This is a genomic window from Pseudomonas allokribbensis (assembly GCF_014863605.1).
Lineage (GTDB): Bacteria > Pseudomonadota > Gammaproteobacteria > Pseudomonadales > Pseudomonadaceae > Aquipseudomonas > Aquipseudomonas allokribbensis.
The window spans coordinates 224,265-249,898 of sequence record NZ_CP062252.1 but is presented as its reverse complement, the minus strand read 5'-3'; the positions used below and the strand labels follow the sequence as shown (position 1 = coordinate 249,898).

Annotated in this window: 21 protein-coding genes; 9 read left to right on the top strand and 12 right to left on the bottom strand. The window is 61.0% G+C overall.

Annotated features, from left to right (window positions below; translation table 11 throughout):
• Positions 1 to 82: 82 nt before the first annotated feature.
• Together IF199_RS01055 and IF199_RS01050 are read right to left on the bottom strand one after the other, a co-directional pair.
• On the bottom strand, positions 83 to 1,426 hold the full coding sequence (locus IF199_RS01055; protein WP_192559475.1) for an aryl-sulfate sulfotransferase: 1,344 nt from the start codon (positions 1,424 to 1,426) through the stop codon (positions 83 to 85).
• 23 nt (positions 1,427 to 1,449) lie between these two features.
• Positions 1,450 to 3,810 carry a TonB-dependent receptor gene (locus tag IF199_RS01050; RefSeq protein ID WP_192559474.1) on the bottom strand — a complete coding sequence of 787 codons (2,361 nt, stop codon included), beginning with the start codon at positions 3,808 to 3,810 and terminating at the stop codon, positions 1,450 to 1,452.
• Between the two features lie 165 nt (positions 3,811 to 3,975).
• Between IF199_RS01050 and IF199_RS01045 the strand changes: the two genes are divergently transcribed.
• Together IF199_RS01045 and IF199_RS01040 are read left to right on the top strand one after the other, a co-directional pair.
• Positions 3,976 to 4,920, top strand: a complete 945-nt coding sequence (locus IF199_RS01045) for a LysR family transcriptional regulator (RefSeq protein ID WP_192559473.1) — start codon at positions 3,976 to 3,978, stop codon at positions 4,918 to 4,920.
• Between the two features lie 101 nt (positions 4,921 to 5,021).
• Positions 5,022 to 6,632, top strand: a complete 1,611-nt coding sequence (locus IF199_RS01040) for an alkaline phosphatase family protein (protein WP_192559472.1) — start codon at positions 5,022 to 5,024, stop codon at positions 6,630 to 6,632.
• A 49-nt stretch (positions 6,633 to 6,681) separates the two neighbouring features.
• Here the strand turns inward: IF199_RS01040 and IF199_RS01035 are convergent, their stop codons facing one another.
• Complete coding sequence (locus tag IF199_RS01035) at positions 6,682 to 7,602, bottom strand: TauD/TfdA dioxygenase family protein (protein ID WP_192559471.1); 921 nt, start codon at positions 7,600 to 7,602, stop codon at positions 6,682 to 6,684.
• A 181-nt stretch (positions 7,603 to 7,783) separates the two neighbouring features.
• On the opposite strand from IF199_RS01035, the gene IF199_RS01030 reads away from it, so the two are divergent.
• Positions 7,784 to 8,704 carry a LysR family transcriptional regulator gene (locus IF199_RS01030; protein WP_039764497.1) on the top strand — a complete coding sequence of 307 codons (921 nt, stop codon included), beginning with the start codon at positions 7,784 to 7,786 and terminating at the stop codon, positions 8,702 to 8,704.
• A gap of 39 nt (positions 8,705 to 8,743) precedes the next feature.
• Here the strand turns inward: IF199_RS01030 and IF199_RS01025 are convergent, their stop codons facing one another.
• Positions 8,744 to 9,757: an ABC transporter substrate-binding protein gene (locus IF199_RS01025; protein ID WP_011331920.1), complete on the bottom strand. Its 1,014-nt coding sequence runs from the start codon at positions 9,755 to 9,757 to the stop codon at positions 8,744 to 8,746.
• 304 nt (positions 9,758 to 10,061) lie between these two features.
• Here IF199_RS01025 and IF199_RS01020 point away from each other — a divergent pair, with 304 nt between their 5' ends.
• Genes IF199_RS01020 through IF199_RS01010 form a run of 3 tightly spaced genes read left to right on the top strand, consistent with a single transcriptional unit; the run spans position 10,062 to position 14,097 of the window.
• Positions 10,062 to 11,660, top strand: coding sequence for an ABC transporter permease (locus IF199_RS01020; protein ID WP_192559470.1), 1,599 nt, complete (start codon positions 10,062 to 10,064; stop codon positions 11,658 to 11,660).
• On the top strand, positions 11,657 to 12,472 hold the full coding sequence (locus IF199_RS01015; RefSeq protein WP_192559469.1) for an ABC transporter ATP-binding protein: 816 nt from the start codon (positions 11,657 to 11,659) through the stop codon (positions 12,470 to 12,472). The genes IF199_RS01020 and IF199_RS01015 overlap by 4 nt, the downstream gene beginning before the upstream one ends.
• A 14-nt stretch (positions 12,473 to 12,486) precedes the next feature.
• Entirely contained in the window at positions 12,487 to 14,097 is a 1,611-nt protein-coding gene (locus tag IF199_RS01010; protein WP_192559468.1) for an arylsulfatase, read from the top strand.
• 53 nt (positions 14,098 to 14,150) lie between these two features.
• Here the strand turns inward: IF199_RS01010 and IF199_RS01005 are convergent, their stop codons facing one another.
• Complete coding sequence (locus tag IF199_RS01005) at positions 14,151 to 15,224, bottom strand: fatty acid desaturase (RefSeq protein WP_192559467.1); 1,074 nt, start codon at positions 15,222 to 15,224, stop codon at positions 14,151 to 14,153.
• Positions 15,225 to 15,324: 100 nt separating this feature from the next.
• On the opposite strand from IF199_RS01005, the gene IF199_RS01000 reads away from it, so the two are divergent.
• Entirely contained in the window at positions 15,325 to 16,329 is a 1,005-nt protein-coding gene (locus IF199_RS01000) for an AraC family transcriptional regulator (protein WP_102620567.1), read from the top strand.
• 3 nt (positions 16,330 to 16,332) lie between these two features.
• Here IF199_RS01000 and IF199_RS00995 read toward each other — a convergent pair whose 3' ends face one another.
• A complete protein-coding gene (locus IF199_RS00995) occupies positions 16,333 to 17,016 on the bottom strand; it encodes a Crp/Fnr family transcriptional regulator (RefSeq protein ID WP_192559466.1) in 684 nt (227 codons plus the stop codon).
• 85 nt (positions 17,017 to 17,101) lie between these two features.
• On the opposite strand from IF199_RS00995, the gene IF199_RS00990 reads away from it, so the two are divergent.
• Positions 17,102 to 17,626 carry an Mpo1 family 2-hydroxy fatty acid dioxygenase gene (locus IF199_RS00990; RefSeq protein WP_192559465.1) on the top strand — a complete coding sequence of 175 codons (525 nt, stop codon included), beginning with the start codon at positions 17,102 to 17,104 and terminating at the stop codon, positions 17,624 to 17,626.
• A gap of 84 nt (positions 17,627 to 17,710) precedes the next feature.
• Here the strand turns inward: IF199_RS00990 and IF199_RS00985 are convergent, their stop codons facing one another.
• The 6 genes from IF199_RS00985 to dibA all read right to left on the bottom strand — a co-directional run bounded on the left by IF199_RS00985 (position 17,711) and on the right by dibA (position 24,179).
• Positions 17,711 to 18,700, bottom strand: coding sequence for a sulfate/molybdate ABC transporter ATP-binding protein (locus IF199_RS00985; RefSeq protein WP_102620559.1), 990 nt, complete (start codon positions 18,698 to 18,700; stop codon positions 17,711 to 17,713).
• Between the two features lie 3 nt (positions 18,701 to 18,703).
• Positions 18,704 to 19,576, bottom strand: a complete 873-nt coding sequence (gene cysW / locus IF199_RS00980; protein WP_064361637.1) for a sulfate ABC transporter permease subunit CysW — start codon at positions 19,574 to 19,576, stop codon at positions 18,704 to 18,706.
• Positions 19,577 to 19,589: 13 nt separating this feature from the next.
• Positions 19,590 to 20,408 carry a sulfate ABC transporter permease subunit CysT gene (gene cysT / locus IF199_RS00975; protein WP_007952818.1) on the bottom strand — a complete coding sequence of 273 codons (819 nt, stop codon included), beginning with the start codon at positions 20,406 to 20,408 and terminating at the stop codon, positions 19,590 to 19,592.
• Between the two features lie 332 nt (positions 20,409 to 20,740).
• A complete protein-coding gene (locus tag IF199_RS00970; protein WP_096821860.1) occupies positions 20,741 to 21,754 on the bottom strand; it encodes a sulfate ABC transporter substrate-binding protein in 1,014 nt (337 codons plus the stop codon).
• A 132-nt stretch (positions 21,755 to 21,886) separates the two neighbouring features.
• The gene (gene oscA, locus IF199_RS00965; RefSeq protein ID WP_085733386.1) at positions 21,887 to 22,069 is read right to left on the bottom strand and encodes a sulfur starvation response protein OscA; all 183 of its coding nucleotides are present in this window, start codon (positions 22,067 to 22,069) and stop codon (positions 21,887 to 21,889) included.
• 190 nt (positions 22,070 to 22,259) lie between these two features.
• Positions 22,260 to 24,179, bottom strand: coding sequence for a phosphodiesterase DibA (dibA, locus tag IF199_RS00960; RefSeq protein WP_192559464.1), 1,920 nt, complete (start codon positions 24,177 to 24,179; stop codon positions 22,260 to 22,262).
• Positions 24,180 to 24,325: 146 nt separating this feature from the next.
• On the opposite strand from dibA, the gene desA reads away from it, so the two are divergent.
• Positions 24,326 to 25,510: a delta-9 fatty acid desaturase DesA gene (gene desA / locus IF199_RS00955; protein ID WP_096821858.1), complete on the top strand. Its 1,185-nt coding sequence runs from the start codon at positions 24,326 to 24,328 to the stop codon at positions 25,508 to 25,510.
• The last annotated feature ends 124 nt before the right edge of the window (positions 25,511 to 25,634 follow it).

The window sequence follows — 25,634 nt, the reverse complement described above, 5'->3', positions numbered from 1 at the left end:
ACTTTTCAACGATATTGCTATATGCACTATTCATGTCGCTCATAACTTATTTCGAATCTGAAGAGTGTTAATAGCATTTAAACTAACGGCTGGCGTTGGTCTGTTGCACACCGACTACCGGCGCAATCACTGCCGTCTCCGAACGCGGCGTTCCGGCCGGTACCCAGTCATAACTCACAGGCAGTGCTCGATACACCCAGTTGCTGATCGCATCGCTGCCTGGCGCCTTGCCCAGATAAGGGCTGACGTATTCCCAGACGTTTTCACCGCTGGCCGTTACCTGGAAAAACCGCCCGTTCATGCCCTCGTCGATCAACGTGTTGCCGTTGGGCAAACGCCGCGCGCTGCTGATGAACGAGCTGTAGAACGCCCACCCCGGCTGCTTCGAATTGGCGGCGCTGTACTGCCAGACGATTTCGTTTTTCACCGGGTCGATTTCCAGCACCCGCGAGCCGGAAATCAGCCCCAGCGTGACGTTGGGATAACCCGCCGAACCCTGGTTGTCGAACACCAGCAGATTGCCGGCGCCAGGCAGCCCGGCCGGGATGATGTGCGCATCATGCTGACCGACGAACTGGTCCACCGGGCGCGGTATTTTCTGCGCGGTTTTCGGGTTGGCCAGCGGCAGGTTCGGCCCCAGGCGCCAGACCACTTTGCCGCTGTGTTTGTCGATGATGGCGATGAAATTGGCGTTGCGTGAGTCGAGCAGCAGATTGTCCGGATTGAAGCGCTTGTCGCCTGCATCAAACCATTTGTTCGGCCCGACCAGGCTGAGGTTGTTGATGTGCAGGTAATCCGGATTTTCACTGGCACGCACCAGCTTCAATTGCTCGGCAGTGAAACCGAATTCGTTCAAGTGATCCGACGCCAGCCACTGCCATTTCACCTCGCCTGCGGGGCTGACTTCATAGATCGCATCGTCGATCACCTCGGGCACTTTGAAGCCTTTGACCTTGTGCACCTTGTTCGCCAGCACCACGGTGTTGCCGTTGCTCAGGCGACGCTGGTCGTGATGCTGTTGCGCAGCGCCACCGGGTGCCTTGTCGCCCCACTGCCAGACGACTTTGCCGTTCCAGTCCAGCTCGCCGACACTCTGATTACCCAGGCCGTTACCGGCGGAACCGAGCTTGCCCGGATCCTTGTCGCTCAGTTGCAGCAGGACGTGACCGCGCTCACCACCGACCAGTTTCGGGTCGATGACTGCTGACGGGAAACCGGCCTGAGGCCAGCTCTTCACTTCGTTGCCGTTCATGTCGATCAGGTGCGTCTGCTTGTCGGCACCACTGAAGATCACATATTGGTTGAAGGCCTTGGCCGGGTCGTATCGGGTGACGCCTGTGGGATAGACGCTGGGCGCGGCGAGCGCTCCGGCACTGAGCACTGCGCCGGACAACAACACCGGTAAAGCGGTTTTGATGCGCAACATGATGCAGCTCCTTGAAGGATCGATCAGAAGTCGTAGCGACCGGTGACGCCGAGGGTGCGCGGCGTGCCGAGCAGGCCTTCATAACCGCCGTTGCCGCCGGTCCACAGGGTCGTGTAGTAGGTTTTGTCGAAGGCGTTTTTCAGCCACAGCGAGACGTCCCACTGGCCCTGATTGAAATCACCGCGCAGGCCGGTGGAGAGATTGACCACCGCGTAACTCGGGATCTGGCCGTAGTCGGAATCCTCGACGGTGCCCACCGCTTTGGAGCGGAATGCGTAGCTGCCGGTGACGTAAGGTTGCAGCCCGTTGGCCAGATTCCATTCGTATTTGCCGTTGGCATTGCCGATCCATTTCGAGGCACCGACGACCTGATGTCCACTGAGGTCGCAAGAGGCCGGAGCCCCCGGTGCCAGGCTGACTTCCGGCGGGCACGGCGCGTCTTTGTACGAGAGGTAACTAACGTCGTTGAACGAGCCGTTGAAGTTCAGGGTCAGGCCACGCAGCGGGATCACGGTGCTTTCGAATTCCACACCACGCGAGCGCACAGAGCCGGCATTGGTCAGGTATTGCACGCGGTTGACGTCGTCGTAGGCGTTGGTCTGGTAGGCGTTGACCTGAGTCCAGAACAGGTTGGCGTTGAGCTGCAGGCGGCGGTCCCACAGGGTGCTCTTGAAGCCGAGCTCGGCGTTGTTGGCGCGCTCGGTGCCGATCAGCAGCGAGTCGGCGCCAGCGGTCGGAGCGGAACCGACCACGAGGTTGACCCCGCCGGATTTTTCGCCGTGGGACAGCGTGGCGTAGCCGAGCAGATCATCGGTGATGCGATAGCTGAGGTTGAGCAGACCTGACGGGCTGGAGCTGTACTGGTTCAGATCGCCAGAGTCGTAAGCGCCGGTACGTCCGCGTCGTGCAGTGGCCGCTGCACCGGTGACAGCGGCGCCGCCGACCGGTGCATCGCGAGTGATCCAGGCATTTTTTTCTTCATAGGTGCCGCGCACCCCGGCGGTGAAATCCAGGCGTTCGGTGAGGTGCCAGGTGCCTTGGGCGAACAGGGCGAAACTGTCGGTCTTGATGTGACCGTTGCCGACGCTGCCGACATTGGCCAATGCGCCCCGTGGCGTGCCGTTCCAGATGTCGGCCTGCGGGCCGTAATAGGCGAAGGATTTGTTGTCCAGATCCGAACCGAAGTAGTACGCGCCTAGCACGTAATCAAAGAACTCCCCCTTGGGCGATGCGAGGCGAAATTCCTGCGAGTACTGTTTGTCCTCGACGGAAACCCCGGCGTTGTAGGTCGCCGCGACATTGAGGCCATCGTCGTTGGCCGGGGTGAAATTCCAGAAGCGATAGGAGCTGATCGACGTCAGGGTGAAATCGCTCGGCAACGTCCAGTTAGCCTCCACCGACGTGCCGCCCTGATGCACCGTGACGTGCTGGTCGTTGTCCAGATTGACCTTGCGGTGCGAACCGTTGACCAACGTTGCGCCGGCGGCGTTGGCCCGCGACTGATAGAGGTTGACGCCGTTGATGGTCGGCCCGGTGTTGTACAGCACGCGGGTGCCGGCGCTGGAGTCCTCTTCGTTGTAGTCACCGATCCAGCGCAGATTGAAATCTTCGTTGGGCTTGAACAGCAACTGCGCACGGAAGCCGTCGCGGGAACCGCCGTTCAGGTCATGACCGTTGAATTCGTTTTTGATGTCGCCGTCGCTGCGGGTGCGATAAGCGGAAATGCGCCCGGCCAATTGATCGTTGAGCGGTCCGGAAAGCGTGCCCTTGGTCTGGAAATAACCGTCCTCGCCGACCGAGGTTTCGATGCTGCGCTCCGGGGTGAAACTCGGCGCGCGGGTGCTGATGTTGATCACCCCGGCGGTGGTGTTTTTGCCGAATAAAGTACCTTGCGGCCCGCGCAGGACTTCGAGCTGTTCGATGTCCATCAGGTCGAACACCGCCATCCCCGGACGGCCCAGATAAACGTTGTCGATGTACAGGCCGACGCTGCCTTCCAGACCGTCGCTGGCCGGGTTGTTGCCCAGGCCCCGGATCGACACGCTGGACTGGCGTGCATGCATGTAGGCGACGTTGACGCTGGGCACCAGTTGCTGCAGATCCTGAATCCGATAGACCCGCTGCGTCTCCAGGGTCTGGCCGCTGACCACGCTCATCGGCGTCGGTACATCCTGCGAACTTTCTTCGCGACGGCGAGTGGTGACCGTCACGGTTTCCAGTTGCGAAGTGGCGGTGGCGTTTTTGCCTGCCGGGGGCGGTACAGGGTTTTGAGCTTCATCGGCGTAACCCTGATTCCAGCTGGCACTCCCCGCCAGCAAAAGGGCCAGAGGCAAGCGTTTGAGCCGTCGTGGCGGCGGCGGTGAAGCGAGGTTCAACGGACTCATGGGGCTGCTCCTGGTCAAAAAACACGCTGACATCTTCTGTGCCGCATATTCTTTTAAGTTATTTATTTATGTTTTTACAAAGATTTACTGCATAAGAGATTGCCTTTATAAGGAGTCGACCTAATGCATATCCAATGCATTTCCCGGATATTTTTTATGTGAAAAATGCATATCGACTTGCGCCAGCTCCGCCACTTCATCGCCCTCGCCGAACAACGCAGCTTCGTCGCGGGCGCGCAGGCGGTGAACCTGTCGCAGTCGGCATTCAGCCGCAGCATTCAGGCGCTGGAACACAGCGTCGGTTGCCAGTTGGTGGATCGCGGGCGCAAGGAATTGCCACCGACCAAACAGGGCCAGGTGCTGCTTGAACACGCACGGCGACTGGTCAGCGGCGCCCAGCAAATGGCCAATGAGATCAGCCAGTTCAACGGGCTGGAGGCGGGAGAGTTGCGCTTCGGTTGCGGCCCGGCGCCGGCGGCAGGATTGATCCCACGGGCGATCGGCAGTTTCATCGGCCGATACCCGAAAGCGCGGGTGCATTACCAGGTCGATGACTGGCAGAGCCTGAGCAAGCGGCTGCTGAGTGAAGAGTTTGAATTTTTCGTCGCCGACACCCGCCACTTCGAGGCGAATCCGGATTATCTGACCTACCGATTGCGGCCACGCAAATGGCATTTCTGCTGCCGCAGCGGGCATCCGTTGGCCGCTTTTGAGCGGGTCACGGCCGAGCAATTGATGAGTTATCCACTGGCCGTGAGCATTCGCCCGCCAAACCTGCGCAAGGTCATCGTCGACCTTAGTGGCCGCCCGGACTTCATCCCGAACGTGGAGTGCGAGAACAGCGCCAGTCTGCTCGGTGTAGTGCTGCGCTCCGACGCGATCGGCATTGTCGGGGCCTATTCGGATGCACTGCATCAGGCCCGTGGTGAACTGGTGTGCTTGAAGATCGAAGGGTTGGCGGATGATCTCGAGGAGCTCTACACCCGTTACGGAATTGTCAGCCGCGCCGGGTATCGGCTGTCGCCGTTGGCCGAAGCGATGATCGAGCAGATCAAGGCGATTGATGCGGTGGATGAGGAGGTGTGCTCGCTGGCAAACCTCGCCGTCTGAGCCCATGCGTTTCATGCATGGCAAGCATTCCCCGAATGCACTTGCCGAACACCCTCGCCGAAAGCGAAAAACCTCGCCTGTCTTTCTGACTGGTGAACCCCATGTCCAACCCGCAAAACCCCGTGCGCAATGTGCTGTACATCATGTGCGATCAACTGCGCCGCGATTACCTGTCCTGCTACGGCCACCCGCACCTGCACACCCCGAACATCGATCGCCTGGCCGCTGCCGGCGTGCGCTTCAGCCGCGCCTACACCCAAGGCACGATCTGCGGGCCGTCGCGGATGTCGGCCTACACCGGGCGTTACGTCAGCAGCCATCAGGTGGCGTGGAACGCCGTGCCGCTGCCGCTGGAAGAACTGACCATCGGCGATTACCTGCGGCCCCACGGCATTCGTACTGCGCTGGTCGGCAAGACCCACGCCACGGCCAACGTGGATGCCTTGCAGCGGCTGGCGATCAACCCTGAAAGCGCACAGGCCGAAGTGCTGAATGAAGTCGGCTTCGAGCCGTACTTTCGCCACGACGGCATCTTCCCGGACGACCCGCTGTTTGATGACAAACGCGAATCCGCGCCGTACACCCATTACCTGCGCGAGCAGGGGTTTGAGGGGCGTAACCCCTGGCACGACTGGGCCAACGCTGCCGAAGGCGAAAGCGGCAAAATCCTCAGTGGCTGGAAAATGCGCAACGCCCATTTGCCGGCGCGAATTCCCGAGCAACATTCAGAGACTGTCTACACTACAAATCGAGCCATCGACTTCATCGGTGAGCAAGGTGAAAAACCGTGGTTTTTACACCTGTCCTATATCAAACCCCACTGGCCCTACATCGTACCGGCTCCGTACCACACCTTGTACAGTACGAAATCGATTCTCGAACCGGTACGTAATGCCTCTCCAAGCGACCACCCGGTCTATCAGGCCTTTCGCCAGCATGAGGAAAGCCTGAACTTCTCCAAAGATCCGGTACGACAGAACGTGATCCCGACGTACATGGGCCTGGTCAAACAGGTCGATGACCAGTTGGGGCGGCTGTTCGATTTCCTGCAAAGCAACGGTCGCTGGGATGACACCCTGATCGTGTTCACCAGCGATCACGGCGACTTCCTGGGCGATCACTGGCTGGGTGAGAAGGAGTTTTTGCTGGAGCAAGCGGTGGGTGTGCCATTGATCGTGCGCGACCCGCGTGCGGCGGCGGACATCACACGGGGCACGGTGGACGAACGCCTGGCGGAAACCATCGACGGCGTGCCGACCTTTCTCGAAGCGCTTGGCGTGACTGGCGCGGAGCATCGACTGGAAGGTCGCTCGTTGATTCCGCTGCTGCACGGCGAGAATCCCGACTGGCGCCGCTATGCGATCAGCGAATACGACTACGCCTTCCAGGCCCCGGCACGGGAGCGACTGGGCCAGCCGATCGACCGTTGTCGCATGACCATGGTGCGCAGCGAGCGCTGGAAATACCTGGCGTACGACGGCTTCAGGCCGCAGCTTTTCGATCTGTTGAATGATCCGCAGGAGCTGCAGGATCTGGGCGCCGATCCTACGTATGCGGCGGTGCGCGAGGAGCATGCGGGGTATCTGTTCGAGTGGGTGCGCGGGCTGAAGCGGCGCACGACGATCAGTCATCAGGAGATTGATTTGCGTGGGCAGCGGTTTCGTTATGGGGAGCCGGAGACCGAGAAGCTCGTTCAGATTGGCGTCTGGTGAAAGGACTGCGGGCAAGCCGGATAGCCGGCTTGCCCGCGATGAGGTCTTATCAGACGCCGACGATTTCAGCGCCTTTGATGGTCTGGCTACGCTGCCCGTTCGCCCCGACCGGCACTTCCCCTTTGAGCGTCACCCGACGCACCACCCGCTCCTGAGTGCCGTAATCATCAATCGCATAATGCTGCGTCGAACGGTTATCCCAGATCGCCACATCACCGGCCTTCCAGCGCCAACGCACGACGTTCTCCTGGCGAATCACATGACTTTGCAGCAAGCCGAAAAGGTGCGCCGAATCCGCCTGGGAATAGCCCTTGATGCGCTTGACGAAATGCCCCAGCAGCAAGCTTTTTTCGCCGCTGATCGGGTGTACGCGGACCACCGGATGCTCGGTCTCGTAAACCGTCGAGGTGAAGATCTTGCGATAGCGCTCAAGCTTCTCCGCCGACACGTCCGGCTTCGCCCCGGCGTAGTCGTATTCGTTGCTGTGCACGGCCACCAGTTTGTCCGCCAGCTCGCGCAGTTCGGTCGGCAGTTCGTTGTACGCGGTCGCGGTGTTCGCCCACAGGGTGTCACCGCCGAATGCCGGAGCCACCACCGAGCGCAGGATCGACGCTTTCGGGTAGGCATCAACGAAGGTCACGTCGGTGTGCCAGGAGTTGGCTCGCTGCCCTTCGGCGCCATCCAGCTCCAAGAGATAACGAGTGCCCTCGCGGGACGGCACAGTCGGATGCGCCACCGGCTCGCCGAGCAGATGTGCAAAGGCTTCCTGGCGCTGATCGTCGAGCTGAGTCTGCTCGCGGAAGAACACGACCTTGTATTGCACCAGCGCCTGTTGAATGGCTTCAACCGTCGCGGCATCCAGCTCACCGGACAGGTGCACGCCACGGATTTCGGCGCCGATACGGCCGGCCACCGGATGAATCTCCAGCGCGTGGACAGCGGGTTTTACAGCGAGTGCGGCATTGCTCATGGGTAGACCCTCATCGACTGCTTGCGGTTGGACGGCAGCGAAACAACGCTCTATCTATATTCCATTTACATCTAATAGATATTCACATGCTTCGTTGACGGAATAAGAGCTTGCATTTAAAACCTCAAGCAACCCTCGTCGCAAATGCCTTCGAGCTATTTTTAGGATGCCGGAAAAGCATATGGATCTTCGCCAGTTGCGCTACTTCATCGCCCTCAACGAACACCGCAGTTTTGTCCGCGCGGCCGATGCCATGGGCATCACTCAACCGGCGTTCAGCCGCAGCATTCAAGGGCTGGAGCAGGAGTTCGGCTGCGTGCTGGTGGATCGCGGCAACAAGGATCTGCGCCCCACGCCCGAAGGCCAGGTGGTGCTGCAACACGCCCTGACCCTGGTGCAGGGCGCGGCATTGCTCAGCGCCGAGGTGACGCAGATGACCAAGCTCGACGCCGGCGAACTGCACTTCGGTTGCGGACCGGCGCCGGCGGTGAAACTGGTGCCGGATGCGGTGGCGCAATTCATCAATGCGCACCCGAAAGTGCGCACCTGTTTTCAGGTGGATAACTGGGAAAAACTCAGCCGCGCCTTGAGCCGCGAGGAGATCGAGTTCTTCATCGCCGACATCCGCCATTTCGAATCCGACCCGAACTTCCAGACCCAGCCGCTGACACCCAAGCGCGGGGTGTTTTTCTGCCGGCCGGGGCATCCGCTGCTGGCCAAGGAAAGCCTGTCGACCAACGACATGTTCGACTACCCGCTGGCGACCACGCTGATCCCGCCGGGCATTCGCAAACTGCTGGCAAACCTCAGCGGCCGGATCGACTTTTCCCCCACCATCGAGACCGAGCATTTTCCGGCGCTGGTGAAAGTGGTGCTGCAATCCAACGCGATTGGCGTGGGCACTGAAGAGGCGTTTGTCGAGGACATCGCCCAGGGCTCACTGGCGCTGCTGCACTGGCGCAACCTGCCGCAGAATCTGGAAAGCATGAATGCGCGGTGCGGGATTGTGAGCCGCACGGGATTCCGCCTGTCACCGGCAGCGCGGGCGATGATCGAGACGTTGGTGGCGGTAGATAAACAGGAGATCAGCGTCGCGGTTTGAGGGTCATTCCCGCGCATTGCGCGGGAATGACCGCATGACTCAGAGCTTCGCAGCCGCGAGTTCAGGCGCTACCCACTCGTTCACCTTGAACGGCTTGCGGATCAGCTTCTGCTGCGCCGCCAGATCCACCTTGCCCTGCAGGTTTTCGAGGAACAGCGGATCCAGTGTCGACGGGAATACTTCGCTCAGGTTCTGATCCTTCAGATCCTGGGTCAGGATGACCGGCGGATAGCTCGCCAGCCCCGAAACCAGTTGCACGTAGGCGTCCTTGTTGCTGTCCTGCGTCAGCCACTCCACCGCCTGCTGCTGCGCCTTGAGCAGCTTCGCCACGGCTTCCGGGTGCCCGTCGACAAACTTGCCGGTACCCACCAGCACCGACTGCACACTGCCGGCACCACCGAGGTCCTTGGTGTTCAGTGGCAACTCGGCCAGGCCCTTGGCCTGCAAGGCGGTGAGCCCGGAGCTGCCCCACGACGCATCGATCTGCTTCGCCGCCAGCGCGGCAACCGCTGCGTTGAAATCGAGGTTGATCACCTTCACGTCCTTCTCGCTCAGGCCCACGCTGGCCAATGCCGCATCGAACGACAACTGGGTCGCGGTGCCCCGGAAGATCGCCACGCGCTTGCCCTTGAGATCCTGCAACGTTTTGATCCCCGAACCCGGCACCACGCCCAGGTATTGCTTCACACCCCGGGCGCTGGCGCTGAGCAGACGCGTATCCAGCCCGTTGGACTTGCCGATGATGGCCGCCAGATCACCCAGATACGCCAGGTCCACCTGACCGTTGGCGAACGCCTCGTTGATCACCGGCCCGGCGCCCTTGAAGAAACTCCACTGAATCTTGATGCCCTGATCGGCGAAGGCCTTTTCGAAGATCTGCTGATCGCGCAGCACGTCCACGATGCCCCCGCCGCTGTGCTGGGTGCCGGCGCTCAGATCAGGCACGGCGATCCTGATTTCCTTGAGTTCGTCGGCCTGGGCAGAGAACGCCAGCAGACCCGCCAGTGCCGGCGCGGCAAACAGGCTGATGACACGTTTGAAGGGAAGGTTCATGGGTGCGGCTCCTGATCACGGCGGGCATTGAGGAGCCGAAAGTAGGCGCAATCCGTACCAGCGCTTAAATACTTAAAAAGCACATTTTTATAGCTTTTAAAGCTAAGCCAGCAAAGTCGGGACATACAGGCCGGTATGCATGGAGAGCATCGAAAATATTCTTCGAATGCATTGGATGCGTGCAGGGCTGGAGGCCTTAAATGGCGCTGCTTATCTCCAAAATGATTATTTTTTAATTTACTTATAACAATTTGTTTTTAGCTAATTCCGCTGACTCGATCCAACCCGACAACGGAGGTCACCCATGGCCCGTGAATCCCTGCTCAGCCTGCCACTGGCCGCACCGCCGTTGAAAAACCGGCGCACTTGGCCAAGCCTGAGCCACCGCGTTTTACCCTGGCTACTGCCGCTTGGACTGTTCGCCCTGTGGTGGCTGGCTGCGCGCAATCAATGGATGAGCGAACAGATCCTGCCGGCGCCGTCACTGGTTTGGAACAGCGCGATCGAGCTGTCCCAAGGCGAGTTGTGGAGCCACTTGTGGATCAGCTTGCAACGGCTGTTCTGGGGCCTGCTCGCCGGGATCTTGGCCGGCGCCGTGCTCGGTGCGGCGCTGGGGTTCAGCCGTCGCCTCGAACGCCTCATCTTTCCGACCTTCGCCGGTCTGGCCCAGGTGCCGACGCTGGCGTGGATTCCGCTGTTCATGGTGTTTTTCGGTATCGGCGAAACACTGAAACTGGTGGTGCTGGTCAAGGCCATCGTGGTGCCGGTGACCCTGCACACACTGGTCGGCGTGCGTGACGCACAACCGAAACTGCGCGAAGCCGCCGCCGTGTTGCGCCTGCCGCCACGCCTGCTGATCCGCCGACTGGTGCTACCCGCCGCTCTCCCGGCGTTCATGGCCGGCGTGCGTCTGGCGCTGGCCGCTGGCTGGACTTCATTGCTCGCGGTGGAACTGCTGGCCTCCAGCGAAGGCATCGGTTACCTGATGGTCTGGGCGCGGCAGCTGTTCATGCTCGACATCGTGTTCGTGTGCATCGTGGTGATCGGCCTGATCGGCGTGGCGATGGATCGCGGCATCGGCCTGCTGGACAGAAAACTGGTGCACTGGCCGCACCCGGCCACGGCTGAAATTCGTCGAGGGCCGCGCTATGAAGGCTGGCAGCGCGTGCAGCCGTGGCTGTTGCCGCTGGGGTTGTTTGCGCTGTGGCAACTGGCGGTCGATCAGCAATGGGTCGACGCCAACATTCTGGTCAGCCCGTTGGCGGTGCTTGAGGCGACGAAAAACGGATTGCTCGATGGCACGTTGATCTCGGGCATGGCCCTGAGCCTGGGTCGCACACTCGGCGGCCTGTTGATTGGCGGCGGCCTCGGCCTCGTTCTGGGTTTGCTGCTGGGTCTTTCGCGCACCAGCGAACGCGTGCTCGGCCCGACGCTCGCCGCGCTGCGGCAGATCGCGATTTTCGCCTGGGTGCCGCTGTTGACCGCATGGTTCGGTCTGGGTGAGTTGGCCAAGTGGGTGTTCGTCGCCCTTGCCGCGTTTTTCCCGCTGTTCATCGCGACTCAACGCAGCGTCGCCAACCTTTCGCCACAACTCAACGAAGCCGCGCAGGTGCTGCGCCTGAGCCTCGCCCAACGCCTGCGCCGACTGGTGCTGCCGGGCGCTGCGCCGGGGATTTTCGCCGGGCTCAGATTGAGCCTGATCTACGCCTGGCTCGGCACCATCGGCGCCGAATATTTCATGCCGTCCAACGGCGGCATCGGCAGCCAGATGATCGGCGCCCAACAACTGCTGCGCATGGACCTGATCATGGCCGGGATGCTGCTGGTCGGCCTCACCGGCGCCCTGCTCAACCTCATTGGCCAACGCCTGGAAATCCGCGCCACCCGCTGGAGACACGCATGAACGCACCGATTGTCAGCTTCACCCACGTAGGCAAATCCTTCGACGTCGACGGCTTCGAACTGGAGGCGATTCGCGAATTCAACCTCGACATTGCCGAGGGCGAATTCGTCGCCATCGTCGGCTCCAGCGGCTGCGGCAAATCCACTCTACTGCGCTTGCTGGTGGGCCTCGACACACAGTTTCGCGGGCAGATCACGGTCGATGGCAAAGCCGTCAGCGGGATCGGCGGCGAGCGCGGCATCGTGTTTCAGGAACACCGTTTGTTCCCGTGGCTGACGGTGGCCGACAACATCGGCCTGGGCCTGGTCAACGAGCCGCTGGCTGCCTCCGAAAAGCAGCAACGCGTTAACGACTTCATCGAGCTGGTGGGCCTGCGCGACTTCACCCGCGCCTACCCGCATCAACTCTCCGGTGGCATGGCGCAGCGCGTGGCGATTGCTCGCGGGCTGGTGGCGAGCCCACGGATCCTGCTGCTCGACGAACCCTTCGGCGCCCTCGACGCGCTGACCCGCCAGCAAATGCAGGACGAGCTGCTGGCGATTCGTGAACGGGCAAAAATCACCACGATTCTGGTCACTCACGATGTCGAGGAAGCGATTTTCCTCGCTGATCGCGTGGTGGTGATGGAACCGCGCCCCGGCCGGATCAAACAAGTGGTGGACATCGCCCTGCCCCATCCGCGCCAGCGCAGCAGTTTTGACTTCCATCAGTTGCGCGAAGAACTGCTGCACGAACTGACCAGTGATGACCATTACCAACCGAGCGTGCCGGTACAGATCCGTGATCTGCCGCTGTCGTTCATTGCCTGCTGAACAGGAGCCTGTAGATGCCGCAACGTCCCAACTTTCTGGTGATTCTGGCCGATGACCTCGGCTTCTCCGACATCGGTGCCTTCGGTGGCGAAATCGCCACGCCGAACCTCGATGCCCTGGCCAACAACGGCCTGCGCCTTACCGACTTTCACACTGCACCGACCTGCTCGCCGACCCGCTCGATGCTGCTCACCGGCACCGATCACCACATCGCCGGCATCGGCACCATGGCCGAAACGCTGACACCGGAACTGATCGGCAAACCGGGTTACGAGGGTTACCTCAATGATCGTGTCGTCGCGCTGCCGGAGTTGCTGCGCGAAGCGGGTTACCAGACTTTGATGAGCGGCAAATGGCACCTGGGCCTGACCGCCGAACTGGCGCCCCACGCCCGTGGCTTCGAGCGTTCGTTCTCGCTGCTGCCCGGCGCCGCGAACCACTACGGATTCGAACCAACCTACGATGAACACACGCCGGGACTGCTGAAATCCACCCCTGCGCTGTACATCGAAGACGACACTTTCATCGACGAGTTGCCCAAGGATTTCTATTCCTCCGACGCTTTCGGCGACAAGCTGTTGCAGTACCTCAAAGAGCGCGATCAGAGCCGGCCGTTCTTCGCGTACCTGCCGTTTTCCGCGCCGCACTGGCCGTTGCAGGCACCCGCCGACATCGTCGAAAAATACCGTGGCCACTACGACGCGGGCCCCGAAGTCTTGCGCCTCGAGCGTCTGGAAAAACTCAAATCGCTGGGGCTGATCGAGCCGGATGTCGAGCCGCATCCGCTGATCCAGCTGACCGCGCAATGGGCTGCGTTGAGTGATGAGCAGAAGCAGATTTCCGCGCGGGCGATGGAGGTCTACGCCGCGATGGTCGAGCGCATGGACTGGAACATCGGCCGCGTCGTCGACTACCTGCGCCAGCAAGGCCAACTCGACAACACCTTCATCCTGTTCATGTCCGACAACGGTGCCGAAGGCGCGCTGCTGGAGGCTTTCCCGAAATTCGGCCCGGAGCTGGTGACTTACCTGAGCCAGCATTACGACAACAGCCTCGACAACATCGGCCGCGCCAACTCCTACGTCTGGTACGGGCCGAACTGGGCGCAGGTGGCGACCGCGCCGTCACGCCTGTTCAAGGCGTTCACCACCGAGGGCGGGATTCGCGTTCCGGCACTGTTGCACTATCCGCAGCTGCCGCTGAAGGGGCAGATCAGCCATGGTTTCGGCACGGTGATGGACATCACGCCGACCATCCTCGATCTGGCCGGCGTGCGCCATCCGGGCAAGCAGTGGCACGGCAAACCGGTGGCGTCGTTGCGCGGGAAATCGTGGCTGGGTTTCCTGTCCGGCGAGACGGCGCAGGTGCATGACGAACACACCGTTACCGGCTGGGAACTGTTCGGGCGCCGGGCGATTCGGCAGGGGCAATGGAAGGCGGTGTGGATCCCCGGGCCAGTGGGGCCGGCGACCTGGCAGCTTTATGATCTGGGCAGTGATCCGGGGGAGATTCATGATTTGGCGTCGAGTCAGCCGCAGAGGCTTGAAGCGCTGATCGAGCATTGGCAGCGGTATGTGGAGGAGACCGGGGTGATTTTGAGTGAGTCGCCGTTTCAGCCGGATTGACGGTGACGGATACAACGCTATCGCCGGTTGGCCGGCGATAGCTTCGAATACCTTCAAGCCTGAGCCGTCTGCACTTCTTTCTGCACCAACTCTTCTTTGCGAACAAACCGGTTCGCTCGCCCGAACGTCCCGAAATCGTTGAACCGAACCCCCATCTCCCGCATCACCTTGTGCGCCACCGGCACCGTCAGCTGGCGAATGTAGAACGGCTCCTTCACCACAAAATGATGAATCCCGTGACTGCTGCCGAAGTTGAAGCAGAACGCCTGCAACGGCCAGAGCCACCACGGATTCAACACCTGGCACTGCTGAAGCACATTGCCCGGCTCCACATCCCCGTAGTAATGCATGTTCGAACTGATGAAGTGCAGGCAGAAGGTGCGCAACACGTTCGGCCCGATGATGACCACAGCGGCGATGTCGATCACTTGCATCACCGACAACGTGGTCGCTGACCATTCAATCGGCGAGCCCATCAAGTAGGCGATGCCATTGGCCGCATGGAAGCCGAGAAACACATACCACGCGCCCCAATGCACCAGCGCCAGCGGCGCGTAGACCTTCAGCGAGCGTTTGATGATGCTGAACTTGTGTGTCCATGTCCTGGCCCGCAGCATGCGGATGAACGCCGACATCACGTTGTCGCCGACCATCAGCAACCGTGCAAAACCCCAGGGTTCACCGTTGGTGATCGCCCGCTCTTCCATGTCGGTTTCGGTGCCGGACACCTTGTGGTGATTGAGGTGCAGATGACGACGTATCCACGGGTTGATCGTGCTCGGCCGCGCCAGCCACACCAGCCCCATCATCAGGTTGTGCGGCACGCGCTGTTTGCGGAAATACATGCTGTGAATCAGGTCGTGTTCGAGCTCATGGGTCAGCGAGGCAAAAAACGCGTTCAGCAACAGGCATACCCACCAAGCCATGTGCCCGCTGATGTAGAGCGCCGCCGAACCGATCATCCCGGCCAGCGCGAAGGCCAGAATCCCCGCGCCGAGGGCGTCCTGATGGTTGAGAATCGGGTAGCGCTCGCGCAGCTCGACGCCTTTGGCCAGCACCACTTCGCGAATATGCGCTGATCGCTGGGCAGCATTGTGTCGCTGGGGACTTGCAGAAGTACGGTCCATGCTTCCATCCTCTGGTTATTGATGTTCGTATCCTGCCCCGCGCGGATTCCGAACGCGGTAGCCGAGAACGCCAACCTGTTGACCGGAAGCGCCAATCAGCATGAAGGAACCGACTTCTCTCGCCAGCTGGACCCGTGCCCTGCGCAAGCAACTCGACGCGCTGGGGCTGGACAGCACTGCCCTGTGCCAGCAGGCCGGGCTCGATCCACAATTGATGGACGACCCGAACGCCCGCTATCCGTTGTCCGCCACCACGCGCCTGTGGGAAATCGCGGTGCAGGTCAGCGGTGATCCGGCGATCGGTTTGCGCGTGTCGCGATTCGTCAGCCCCACGACATTTCACGCGCTGGGATACGCGTTGGTGGCCAGCGGCAGCCTGCGGGAAGTGTTCGAGCGGATCGTGCGTTATCACCAGGTGGTCAGCGACGCACTGGAGCTGGAGCTGACCCGCACCGAAGACCGCTATCGGTTTCGCCTCAAGATCCCGGCCGACAACCCGGCCCCGGCGTTCGAAGCCATCGACGCCTTCGCCGCAATCTACGTGCGCACCTGCCGCAATCGCCTGGGCCGAGACTACGCGCCACTGGCGGTGTATCTGCGTCGGCCTGCACCGGCCGATGAGCACCAGTGGCACAAAGTGTTCCGCTCACCCGTGCATTTCGCCGCCGAAGAAGACCGCATCGAATTTGCCCTCACCGACTTCGACAGCCACCTCGACGACGCCAACCCGGAACTGGCCGAGCACAACGAAGCAGTGCTCAAACGCACCCTCGCCCAGCTCAAGCCGCTGACCTGGGAGCGCAAGGTGCGCGACGCCATCGAAGAACAACTGCCCGAAGGCGAACCCAGTGCCGAACGCATCGCCCAGGCCTTGCACCTGAGCCTGCGCAGCCTGCAACGGCATCTGGCGGACGAGGGTTGTCGCTTCGATACGCTGCTGAATGAGAGCCGCGAGAACCTGGCGCTGCTGCACCTGCGGGATCCGCACTGTTCGTTGAGCGAGGTCAGTTATCTGTTGGGGTTTGCTGATACGAGCAGCTTCAGCCGCGCGTTCAAACGCTGGACGGGGATGACGCCGGGGCAGTTTCGGGATCAGTTGCGCTGAGTTTCAAACGGTAGCCAGCGCGCGCAATCGCGCGGCGTCGAGGATTTCGATTTCGCCATAACTCAAGCCGATAATCCCCTGCCCCTGCAGCTCCTTGAGGATCTGGTTGGTGGTCTGCCGCGACAGCGACAGCATCGACGCCAGTTGCTCCTGAGGCAGTTGCAGCACCCGGCGTGGCGGATCGAGTTCGCCGTAGCCTTCGGCGATCATCAGCAAGCGATGAGCCAGACGCGCCGGGGCCGGTAGCAGGCTCAGCTGTTCAAGGTTGATGAAGGTCAGACGCAGTTTGTGGCTCATCAGCAAGGCCAGATGCCGCCAGTAAACGGGGTGTTCGTCGAGCAGCTTCAGTAGCGTGGCCTGAGGAATGTTCAGCAGGGTACAAGGACCGACCGCATAAGCATCGTGGGTGCGTGGCTGACCGTCGAACAAGCAAATTTCGCCGAACCAGTGCGGCGCCTCCACCAGGCTCAGCAATGCCTCCTTGCCCTGCTCGCTGACCGCACCGATGCGCACTGCGCCGTCGAGTACCGCATACAGCCCGCACGGCGCATCGCCGCGCTGGAACAGCCGCTGCCCCGCAGACAGCCGCCGCTCCTTGGCCGCCGCCAGCAGACTATCCTGAAAGGACGAAGGCAGATGACTGAACCATTGCCCGGTCAACAGGCGCTCGCGCCAGACCTTATCCATGCGTTCTCCTAAAGATTGTCGCCTGCCTGACAGAGCGAACCGTTTACCCGGGGCATGATTCGATCACCCTACAGGAGGAACAACAATGAAAAGCCTCGTCGATCATTTGAGTCAATACGCCGCTTACCACCGTGACCCGCGCAACATCGCCAGCCACTTTATCGGGATTCCGCTGATTGTGGTGGCGGTGGCCGTGCTGTTGTCGCGGCCGGAATGGTCGGTGGGCGGATTGTGGATTTCGCCTGCCGTTATCTTGGCGCTGGCCTCGGCGTGGTTTTACCTGCGACTGGAAGTGAAACTCGGTGTGTTGATGACGGTGCTGATGGGGATTTCCGTCTGGGCCGGGCATGCTTTGGCACAGCAAAGCACCATGGTCTGGCTGAGCAGCGGCCTGGCGATGTTTGTGATTGGCTGGGTGATCCAGTTTGTCGGGCACCACTATGAAGGGCGCAAACCGGCGTTCGTCGATGACTTGAGCGGGTTGATTGTCGGGCCGCTGTTTGTGGTGGCCGAGTTGGCTTTCATGCTCGGGATGCGTCATGAGCTGAAAGAGCAGATTGAAGCGCGGGCAGGTGTGGTGCGGGTCAATCCGAATCGTGCGGCTGTCTGAATACAGGCTGATTCGCTCGTTCCCACGCCCTGCGTGGGAATGCATCCCGCGGCGTTCCCACGCAGAGCGTGGGAACGCGCAAGATCAAACGTTGGCGACTTTCTGCCATACCTTCGGCTTGAAGAACAACGTCTCCCCCTTCGCCAACCCGGTCAGGCTGTCGTGGTCTTTCACCACTTCCGCCTCGATCAGATCCGTCTGACCCTCAACCTTCAACGTCACCCGCGTGGTCGCGCCCAACGGACGGATATCGCGGACTTCAGCGGCGTGGTGATCCTCCAGCTCATGCCGCGACAGCGACACTTCGTGCGGGCGGAACAGCACGTGGTTGTCATCGCCCAGATGCAGACGGTTCGAATCGCCGAGGAAGTGATAGACGAAATCGCTGGCCGGGTTTTCGTAGACGTCACCCGGTGAGCCGATCTGTTCGATCACGCCCTTGTTCATCACCACGATGCGGTCAGCCACTTCCATCGCTTCTTCCTGGTCATGGGTCACGAACACCGAGGTCAGGTTGATGTCTTCGTGCAGACGCGCCAGCCAGCGGCGCAGCTCTTTACGCACCTTGGCGTCGAGGGCACCGAACGGCTCGTCGAGCAGCAGCACTTTCGGTTCTACCGCCAGGGCGCGAGCCAAAGCGATACGCTGACGCTGGCCGCCAGACAGTTGCTCCGGATAACGATCCGACAACCAGTCCAGTTGCACCATGTTCAGCAGCTCGTGAACCTTGGTCGCGATCTGGCTTTCGCTCGGGCGCTGGTTTTTCGGCTTCATGCGCAGGCCGAATGCGACGTTGTCGAACACGGTCATGTGGCGGAACAAAGCGTAGTGCTGGAACACGAAACCGACGTTGCGATCTCGCACGTCGTGGCCGGAAACGTCTTCGCCGTGGAACACGATGTTGCCGTTATCCGGGGTTTCCAGACCGGCAATAATGCGCAGCAAAGTGGTCTTGCCGCAGCCGGACGGGCCGAGCAGCGCCACCAGCTCGCCGCTGTGGATATCCAGGCTGATGTTGTCCAGCGCCTTGAACGCGTTGAAATTCTTGCTGACGTTACGCACTTCGATCGACATGAATTATTCCTCCGCGGCGCTGGCGCGCAGGCGGTTGATACGGTTTTCGCTCCACTGCTTGAGCAGCAGGATGAAGAGCGCCAGGATCAGCAACAGGCTCGCCACGGCGAACGCGGCCACGTGGTTGTATTCGTTGTAGAGGATCTCGACGTGCAGCGGCAAGGTGTTGGTCACCCCGCGAATGTGCCCGGAAACCACCGACACCGCACCGAACTCACCCATGGCCCGCGCGGTACACAGCACCACGCCATAGATCAGGCCCCATTTGATGTTGGGGACGGTCACGTGCCAGAACATCTGCCAGCCATTGGCGCCGAGCAGACGCGCGGCTTCCTCTTCCTGAGTGCCTTGTTCCTGCATCAGCGGGATCAGCTCACGGGCCACGAACGGCACGGTGACGAAGATCGTCGCCAGCACGATGCCCGGCAGGGCGAAGACGATCTGGATGTCGTGATCCTGCAGCCACGGCCCGAACAGGCCCTGGGCGCCGAACATCAACACATAGACCAGACCTGCGATCACCGGCGACACCGAGAACGGCAGGTCGATCAGCGTCACCAGCATACTCTTGCCACGGAACGAGTATTTGCTCACGCACCACGCGGCGCTGACACCGAACACCAGGTTCAGCGGCACCGAAATCAGCACGGCGATCACCGTGAGTTTCAGGGCCGACAAGGCATCCGGCTCAAAGATCGCAGTGAAGAAGGCGCCCAGGCCGTTCTTCAAACCCTGCGACACCACGATGAACAGCGGCAACAGCAGAAACAGGAAGAAAATCAGCCAGCCGAGGCCGATCAGGATTCTGCGTGAAGTGGCGCTGCCACGGCGGGCGGCGTTGGCCGAGGAAGCGGCCGCAATAGACGATTGGGACATGGTTCGCGCCTCCTTATGGGGTTTCGATGCGCCGCTGCAGCAAGTTGATCAGCAGCAACAGGACGAAGGAAACCACCAGCATCAACACGCCGATGGAGGTAGCGCCGGTGTAGTCGTACTGGTCGAGCTTGACCATGATCAGCAGCGGCAGGATCTCGGTTTTCATCGGCATGTTGCCGGCGATGAAAATCACCGAGCCGTACTCACCAACGCCCCGGGCGAACGCCAGGGCAAAACCGGTCAGCCAGGCTGGTAACAGCGCCGGCAGCAGAATGTGGCGGAACACCTGCAATGGTTTCGCACCAAGGCACGCGGCCGCTTCTTCGACTTCACGCGGAATGTCGGCCAGCACCGGCTGCACCGTGCGCACCACGAACGGCAGGGTCACGAAGGTCAGCGCCAGAGTGATCCCGAGCGGGGTGTAGGCGATCTTGAAACCGAGGTCGGCGGCGAACTGCCCGACCAGCCCGGTCGGCGTGTACAACGCAGTGAGCGCGATACCGGCCACTGCGGTCGGCAGGGCGAACGGCAGATCGATCATCGCGTCGATCACCTTGCGCCCCGGGAACGTGTAGCGCACCAGCACCCAGGCCAGCAACGTGCCGATGATGCCGTTGATGATCGCGGCGCACAGCGCAGTGCCGAAGCTCAGCTTCAGTGCGGCGAGAACGCGGGGCGCGGAGATGATCGTCCAGAACTGATCCCAGGTGAGTTGGGCGGCGTGGACGAACATCGCCGCCAGCGGGATAAGCACAATCAGGCTGAGGTACACCAAGGTGTAGCCCAGCGTCAGCCCGAAGCCGGGTATGACGGGGGAGATACGACGCGACATAAAAGTCCTTGGTTGAAGGGCGTGATCACATTAAATGACGGATCGCGTTGAAGCTGTGAGCGAGCCAGGCAAGGCGCGGGATGCCGATAAGGGTCGTTTCCTTATCAAATCCCGCAACGCAGCCTGGCTCGCTCACAGCTTCAACCCGCAGGGCCGTGCCCCGCAAAGCGCAATCCGTCGTTATTCGTCGTTTATTTGAAATGCCAAACCGCACTCCTCATGCCTAGTCTTGCGCTTTGCGGGGCGACGGCGCGACCGTCATTTAATGTGATCACGCCCTTTGGCGCAAAGCCCCGAACATAAATCCGGGGCTCGTTTTAGGCTATTGAAACTTACTGCGCCTGATAGATCTGGTCGAACACGCCACCGTCGTTGAAGAATTTCGGCTGTGCGGTTTTCCAGCCGCCGAAGTCCTTGTCGATGGTCACCAGTTCCAGTTTCGGGAACTGCTGGGCGTACTTGGCTGCCACGTCCTTGTCACGCGGACGGTAGAAGTTCTTCGCCGCGATTTCCTGGCCGGCCGGGCTGTACAGGTGCTTGAGGTAGGCTTCGGCGATCTGCTCGTTGCCCTTTTTCTCGGCGTTCTTGTCGACCACCGCCACCGGTGGTTCGGCGAGGATCGACAGCGAAGGCACGACGATGTCGAACTTGTCCTTGCCGCCGTCTTCTTTCAGCGCCAGGAAGGCTTCGTTTTCCCAGGCCAGCAACACGTCACCCTGACCGTTGTTGACGAAGGTGATGGTCGAGCCACGGGCGCCGGTGTCCAGAACCGGAACGTGCTTGAACAGGGTCTGTACGTATTCCTTGGCTTTGGCTTCGTTGCCGCCGTTGGCTTTCAGGCCGTAGGCCCACGCCGCGAGGAAGTTCCAGCGTGCACCGCCGGAGGTTTTCGGGTTCGGGGTGATCACCGAGACGTCGTTCTTGACCAGGTCACCCCAGTCCTTGATGCCTTTCGGGTTGCCCTTGCGCACCAGGAACACAATGGTCGAGGTATACGGGGTGCTGGCGTCCGGCAGACGCTTCTGCCAGTCGGCCGGCAGGGTCTTGCCGAGCTTGGCGATTTCGTCGATGTCGCCGGCCAGGGCCAGGGTCACGACGTCGGCGCGCAGACCGTCGATCACCGCACGGCCCTGCTTGCCCGAACCGCCATGGGATTGCTGGATTTTCACGGTGTCGCCGGCATGCTCTGCCTGCCAGTACTTCACGAATTCGGCGTTGTAATCCTGATACAGCTCGCGCGTCGGGTCATACGAAACGTTGAGCAGTTCGTAATCCTTGGCAACCGCGGAACCGGCAAACACAGCGCTGGCCAGGGCGGCCAAAGCGTAACGGCGAATCGACGACATGGTGAAAGCTCCTGGAATTCTTGGTGGTGGCTTTTTCTTATGTATTGCTGGAATCGGGTTGCTCATTCAACGACCGCAGCCTGTGGCAGCTTCTGCCAACAGCTCCCCGCAGGAGCTGCCGCAGACTACGAATCAGGCCGGTTTGTTACCCGGTTGCTGCAGACGGAATTTCTCTTTGCGTTCGATCTGGACCACTTGGGCGTTGTGCACAGTGATTTCCACCGCGCCGAAACGCAGGTCGCGCAAGGCGCTCTGGATTTCGCGCAAGATGGTGGTTTCGTCCTGACCGTCAACGCTACGCAGGGATGCGCTCATGGTGCTGCTCCTTTGTATGGGATATGCCTGGCAGTGGGCGGCACTGCGTTCGGCGTGGGAGCAATATAAGAGAGGCGCGGATATTCTTAAAAAGACTATTTAAGAATGTTTATATAACTGGAAAACATTATGTGATGCAGCAAGGGTTTGCGGCGGATTTGCCCGATTACAAACCCGCTGTGCACATCCGTCAGCCGATTGCCGGCGCTCGGGTCCAGTCGATTTGAGCTTCGGGCACCGGCCGCCCGAACCAGTAGCCCTGCCCCAGATCGCACGCCTGCTCCAGCAGGAACGCCGCCTGCTCGGCCTGCTCGATGCCCTCGGCATGCACCTGCATGCCCATGCTGCGGGCCAGGGCGATGATCACCCGGACGATCGCTGCGTCGTCCTCGTCCCACGGCAGGCCGGCGACGAAACCCTGATCGATCTTGAGCTTCTGCACCGGCAGGCGCTTGAGCCGCAGCAGCGACGAATAACCGGTGCCAAAGTCATCGATGGCCAGGCGAATGCCCAGTTCGCGCAGACGATGCATCTGTTCCAGTGCGACTTCCGGATCGTCCATCACCGCGCTTTCGGTGACTTCCAGTTCCAGATAGGCCGGGTCCAGCCCGGTGTCGTGCAGCACCTGCGCCACCTGTTGATACAACTCGCGACGGGCGAACAGCCGTGAAGACACGTTCACCGCGACAAACGACAGCACGACCCCGGCCTGCTGCCATTGGCACATCTGCCGGCAGGCTTGCTGCATGACCCAGGCGTCGATTTCCGAGATCATCCCGGTGCGCTCGGCAATCGGGATGAACTCCGCCGGCGACACCAGCCCCCGCTGCGGATGCTCCCAGCGCACCAGCGCCTCGACGCCGATCAGGCGGCTGGTTTTCAGGTCGTGCACCGGTTGGTAGTAGACCCGCAACTCCTGCTGCTCCAGCGCACGGCGCAGTTCGAAGGCAATTTCCACCCGTTGCTGGGCATGGGCAGTGAGTTCTTCGGTGTACAGCGCGTAGCCGTTGCGGCCGCTGCTCTTGGCCTTGAACAGCGCCGCATCGGCGTTGCGCAACAACTGTTCGGCGCTCAACGCATCGCTGGGGAACAGGCTGATGCCGAGGCTGGCGTTGATGAACAGTTCATGACCGTCGAGGCAGAACGGCTCCTTGAGCGCATCGAGAATCCGTTGGGCCAGCGCCGCGGCCTGCGCAGGCTGTGGACAACTTTCCGCCAGCACCGCAAATTCATCGCCACCCAGCCGCGCCAGGGTGATACCGGACCCGAACAGCGCCTGCAAACGCGCGGCAACCGCCTTGAGCAAGCGGTCACCGATGTTGTGGCCGAGGCTGTCGTTGATCAATTTGAAGTGGTCCAGATCGACCATCAGCAGCGCACAGCCGCGCTTGTGGGTCTGCGCCGACGCCAGCGCCTGTTCGGCGCGGTCGCTGAACAGCAGGCGGTTGGGCAGATCGGTCAGCGGATCGTGGTGGGCCAGGTGCTTGAGTTCATGCTCGGAATCCTTGATCGCGCTGATATCGGAAAACACCGCGACGTAGTGGCTGAGCCGACCGTCTTCGTCCCGAATGACGCGGATCGTCTGCCATTGCGGATAAATCTCGCCGCTTTTACGACGGTTCCAGATTTCGCCGCTCCATTCATCCTGCGCCTGCAACGTGGCGAACATCGCCTGATAGAACCCTGGAGGATGGTGCCCGGACTTGAACAGGCTGGGCTGCTGGCCAATGACTTCTTCACGCTGATAACCGGTGATTTCCATGAAGGCGCGATTGACGTGCACGATCAGCCCCTGCCGGTCCGTGACCAGCACGCCTTCGCGGGTGCAGTCGAACACCGCAGCCGCCTGACGCAGGCGTTCGCGATCGGCCTGGCGCTCGCGCAACCGGGCACCAATGCCCAGGCATTCGAACAGGCGCGCCCGGGCAAGAAAGATCAAACCGGCGCTGAACACCACAAAGGCATAGCCGTTGATCAGTTGCCAACGCAGCAACTCATCAGAGCTATCGAAGAAACTGTTCAATAAATAGCCAATGCCTTGCAGCCAGACAACGGCAAGGACCAGGTAAAGCAGCGCTGCACGCAAGGCATCGCGGTATGAGGCAGACATTCGGCCGTCCATGTCCCTACAAAAATGTCGGGATTATAGGTCAAGAAACATCCAGCCATCTCTTATCTGAAAGGGCGACTGGTTTTATCTGTGTGCTTGGTGATAATGCAACGGCTGTTTTTTCTTTATCGAGGGCCCTATAGCCTATGTGGTACGAAGGTTTTCTTGGCTTGTCGGCCTGGTCACTGGTCGCCGTCACCCTGCTGATGACCCATGTGACGATCGTTGCCGTCACGGTCTACTTGCACCGCTACTCGGCCCATCGCTCCCTGGAGCTGAATGCCGGGCTGAAGCATTTCTTCCGTTTCTGGCTGTGGCTGACCACGGCGCAGAACACCCGCGAGTGGACGGCCATCCACCGCAAACACCACGCCAAATGCGAAACCGTCGATGACCCGCACAGCCCGGTCGTCAAGGGTCTGTCGACAGTGCTGCGCAAAGGCGCCGAGCTGTACCGCGAGGAAGCGCAGAACGCCGAGACCCTGCGCATCTATGGCAAGAACTGCCCGGAAGACTGGATCGAGCGCAACCTCTACAGCCGCCACCGGTTGCTGGGCATTGCAATCATGGCGGTCGTCGACCTGCTGCTGTTCGGCACCATCGGCATCACCATCTGGGCGATCCAGATGATGTGGATCCCGGTCTGGGCCGCCGGCGTGGTCAATGGTCTCGGCCATGCCATCGGCTACCGCAACTTCGAATGCCGCGATGCCGCGACCAATCTGGTGCCATGGGGCATCCTGATCGGCGGCGAAGAGCTGCACAACAACCATCACACCTACCCCAACTCGGCCAAACTGTCGGTCAAGAAGTGGGAATTCGACCTCGGTTGGGCCTGGATCCAGGTCTTCAGCTTCCTGCGCCTGGCCAAGGTGCAGCGCGTTGCGCCGATCGCCCACCGCGTCGAAGGCAAGGGCAGCCTGGACATGGACACCGCCATGGCGATCCTCAACAACCGCTTCCAGATCATGGCCCAGTACCGCAAGCTGGTGATCGGGCCGCTGGTCAAGCAGGAGCTGGACAAGGTCGATCATTCGGTACGCCATCAGTTCCACCGCGCCAAGCGTCTGCTTTCCCGTGAAACCAGCCTGCTGGAGGATCGCCACCACGCGCGCATCCAGAACATGCTCGAGCACAGCCAGGCGCTGAAGGTAATTTACGAGAAACGTCTGGCCCTGCAGCAGATCTGGGTCAAGACCAGCGCAAATGGCCACGACATGCTCGCGGCCATCAAGGAATGGGTACACGAGGCCGAGGCCAGCGGTATCCAGTCCCTGCGCGAATTCGCCGACCAGTTGAAAACCTACTCGCTGCGCCCCGCCGCCGTCTGATGCCGTTGATCGGTGCGCCCGGTTCCCGGGCGCCCCCTTCGGAACTTCACCCCCGATCCCCTATCTCAAAGACACTTCGCCACCCCCGGCGGGCTGTCCCGTGGCCGTTGTCGACTGATCGGCA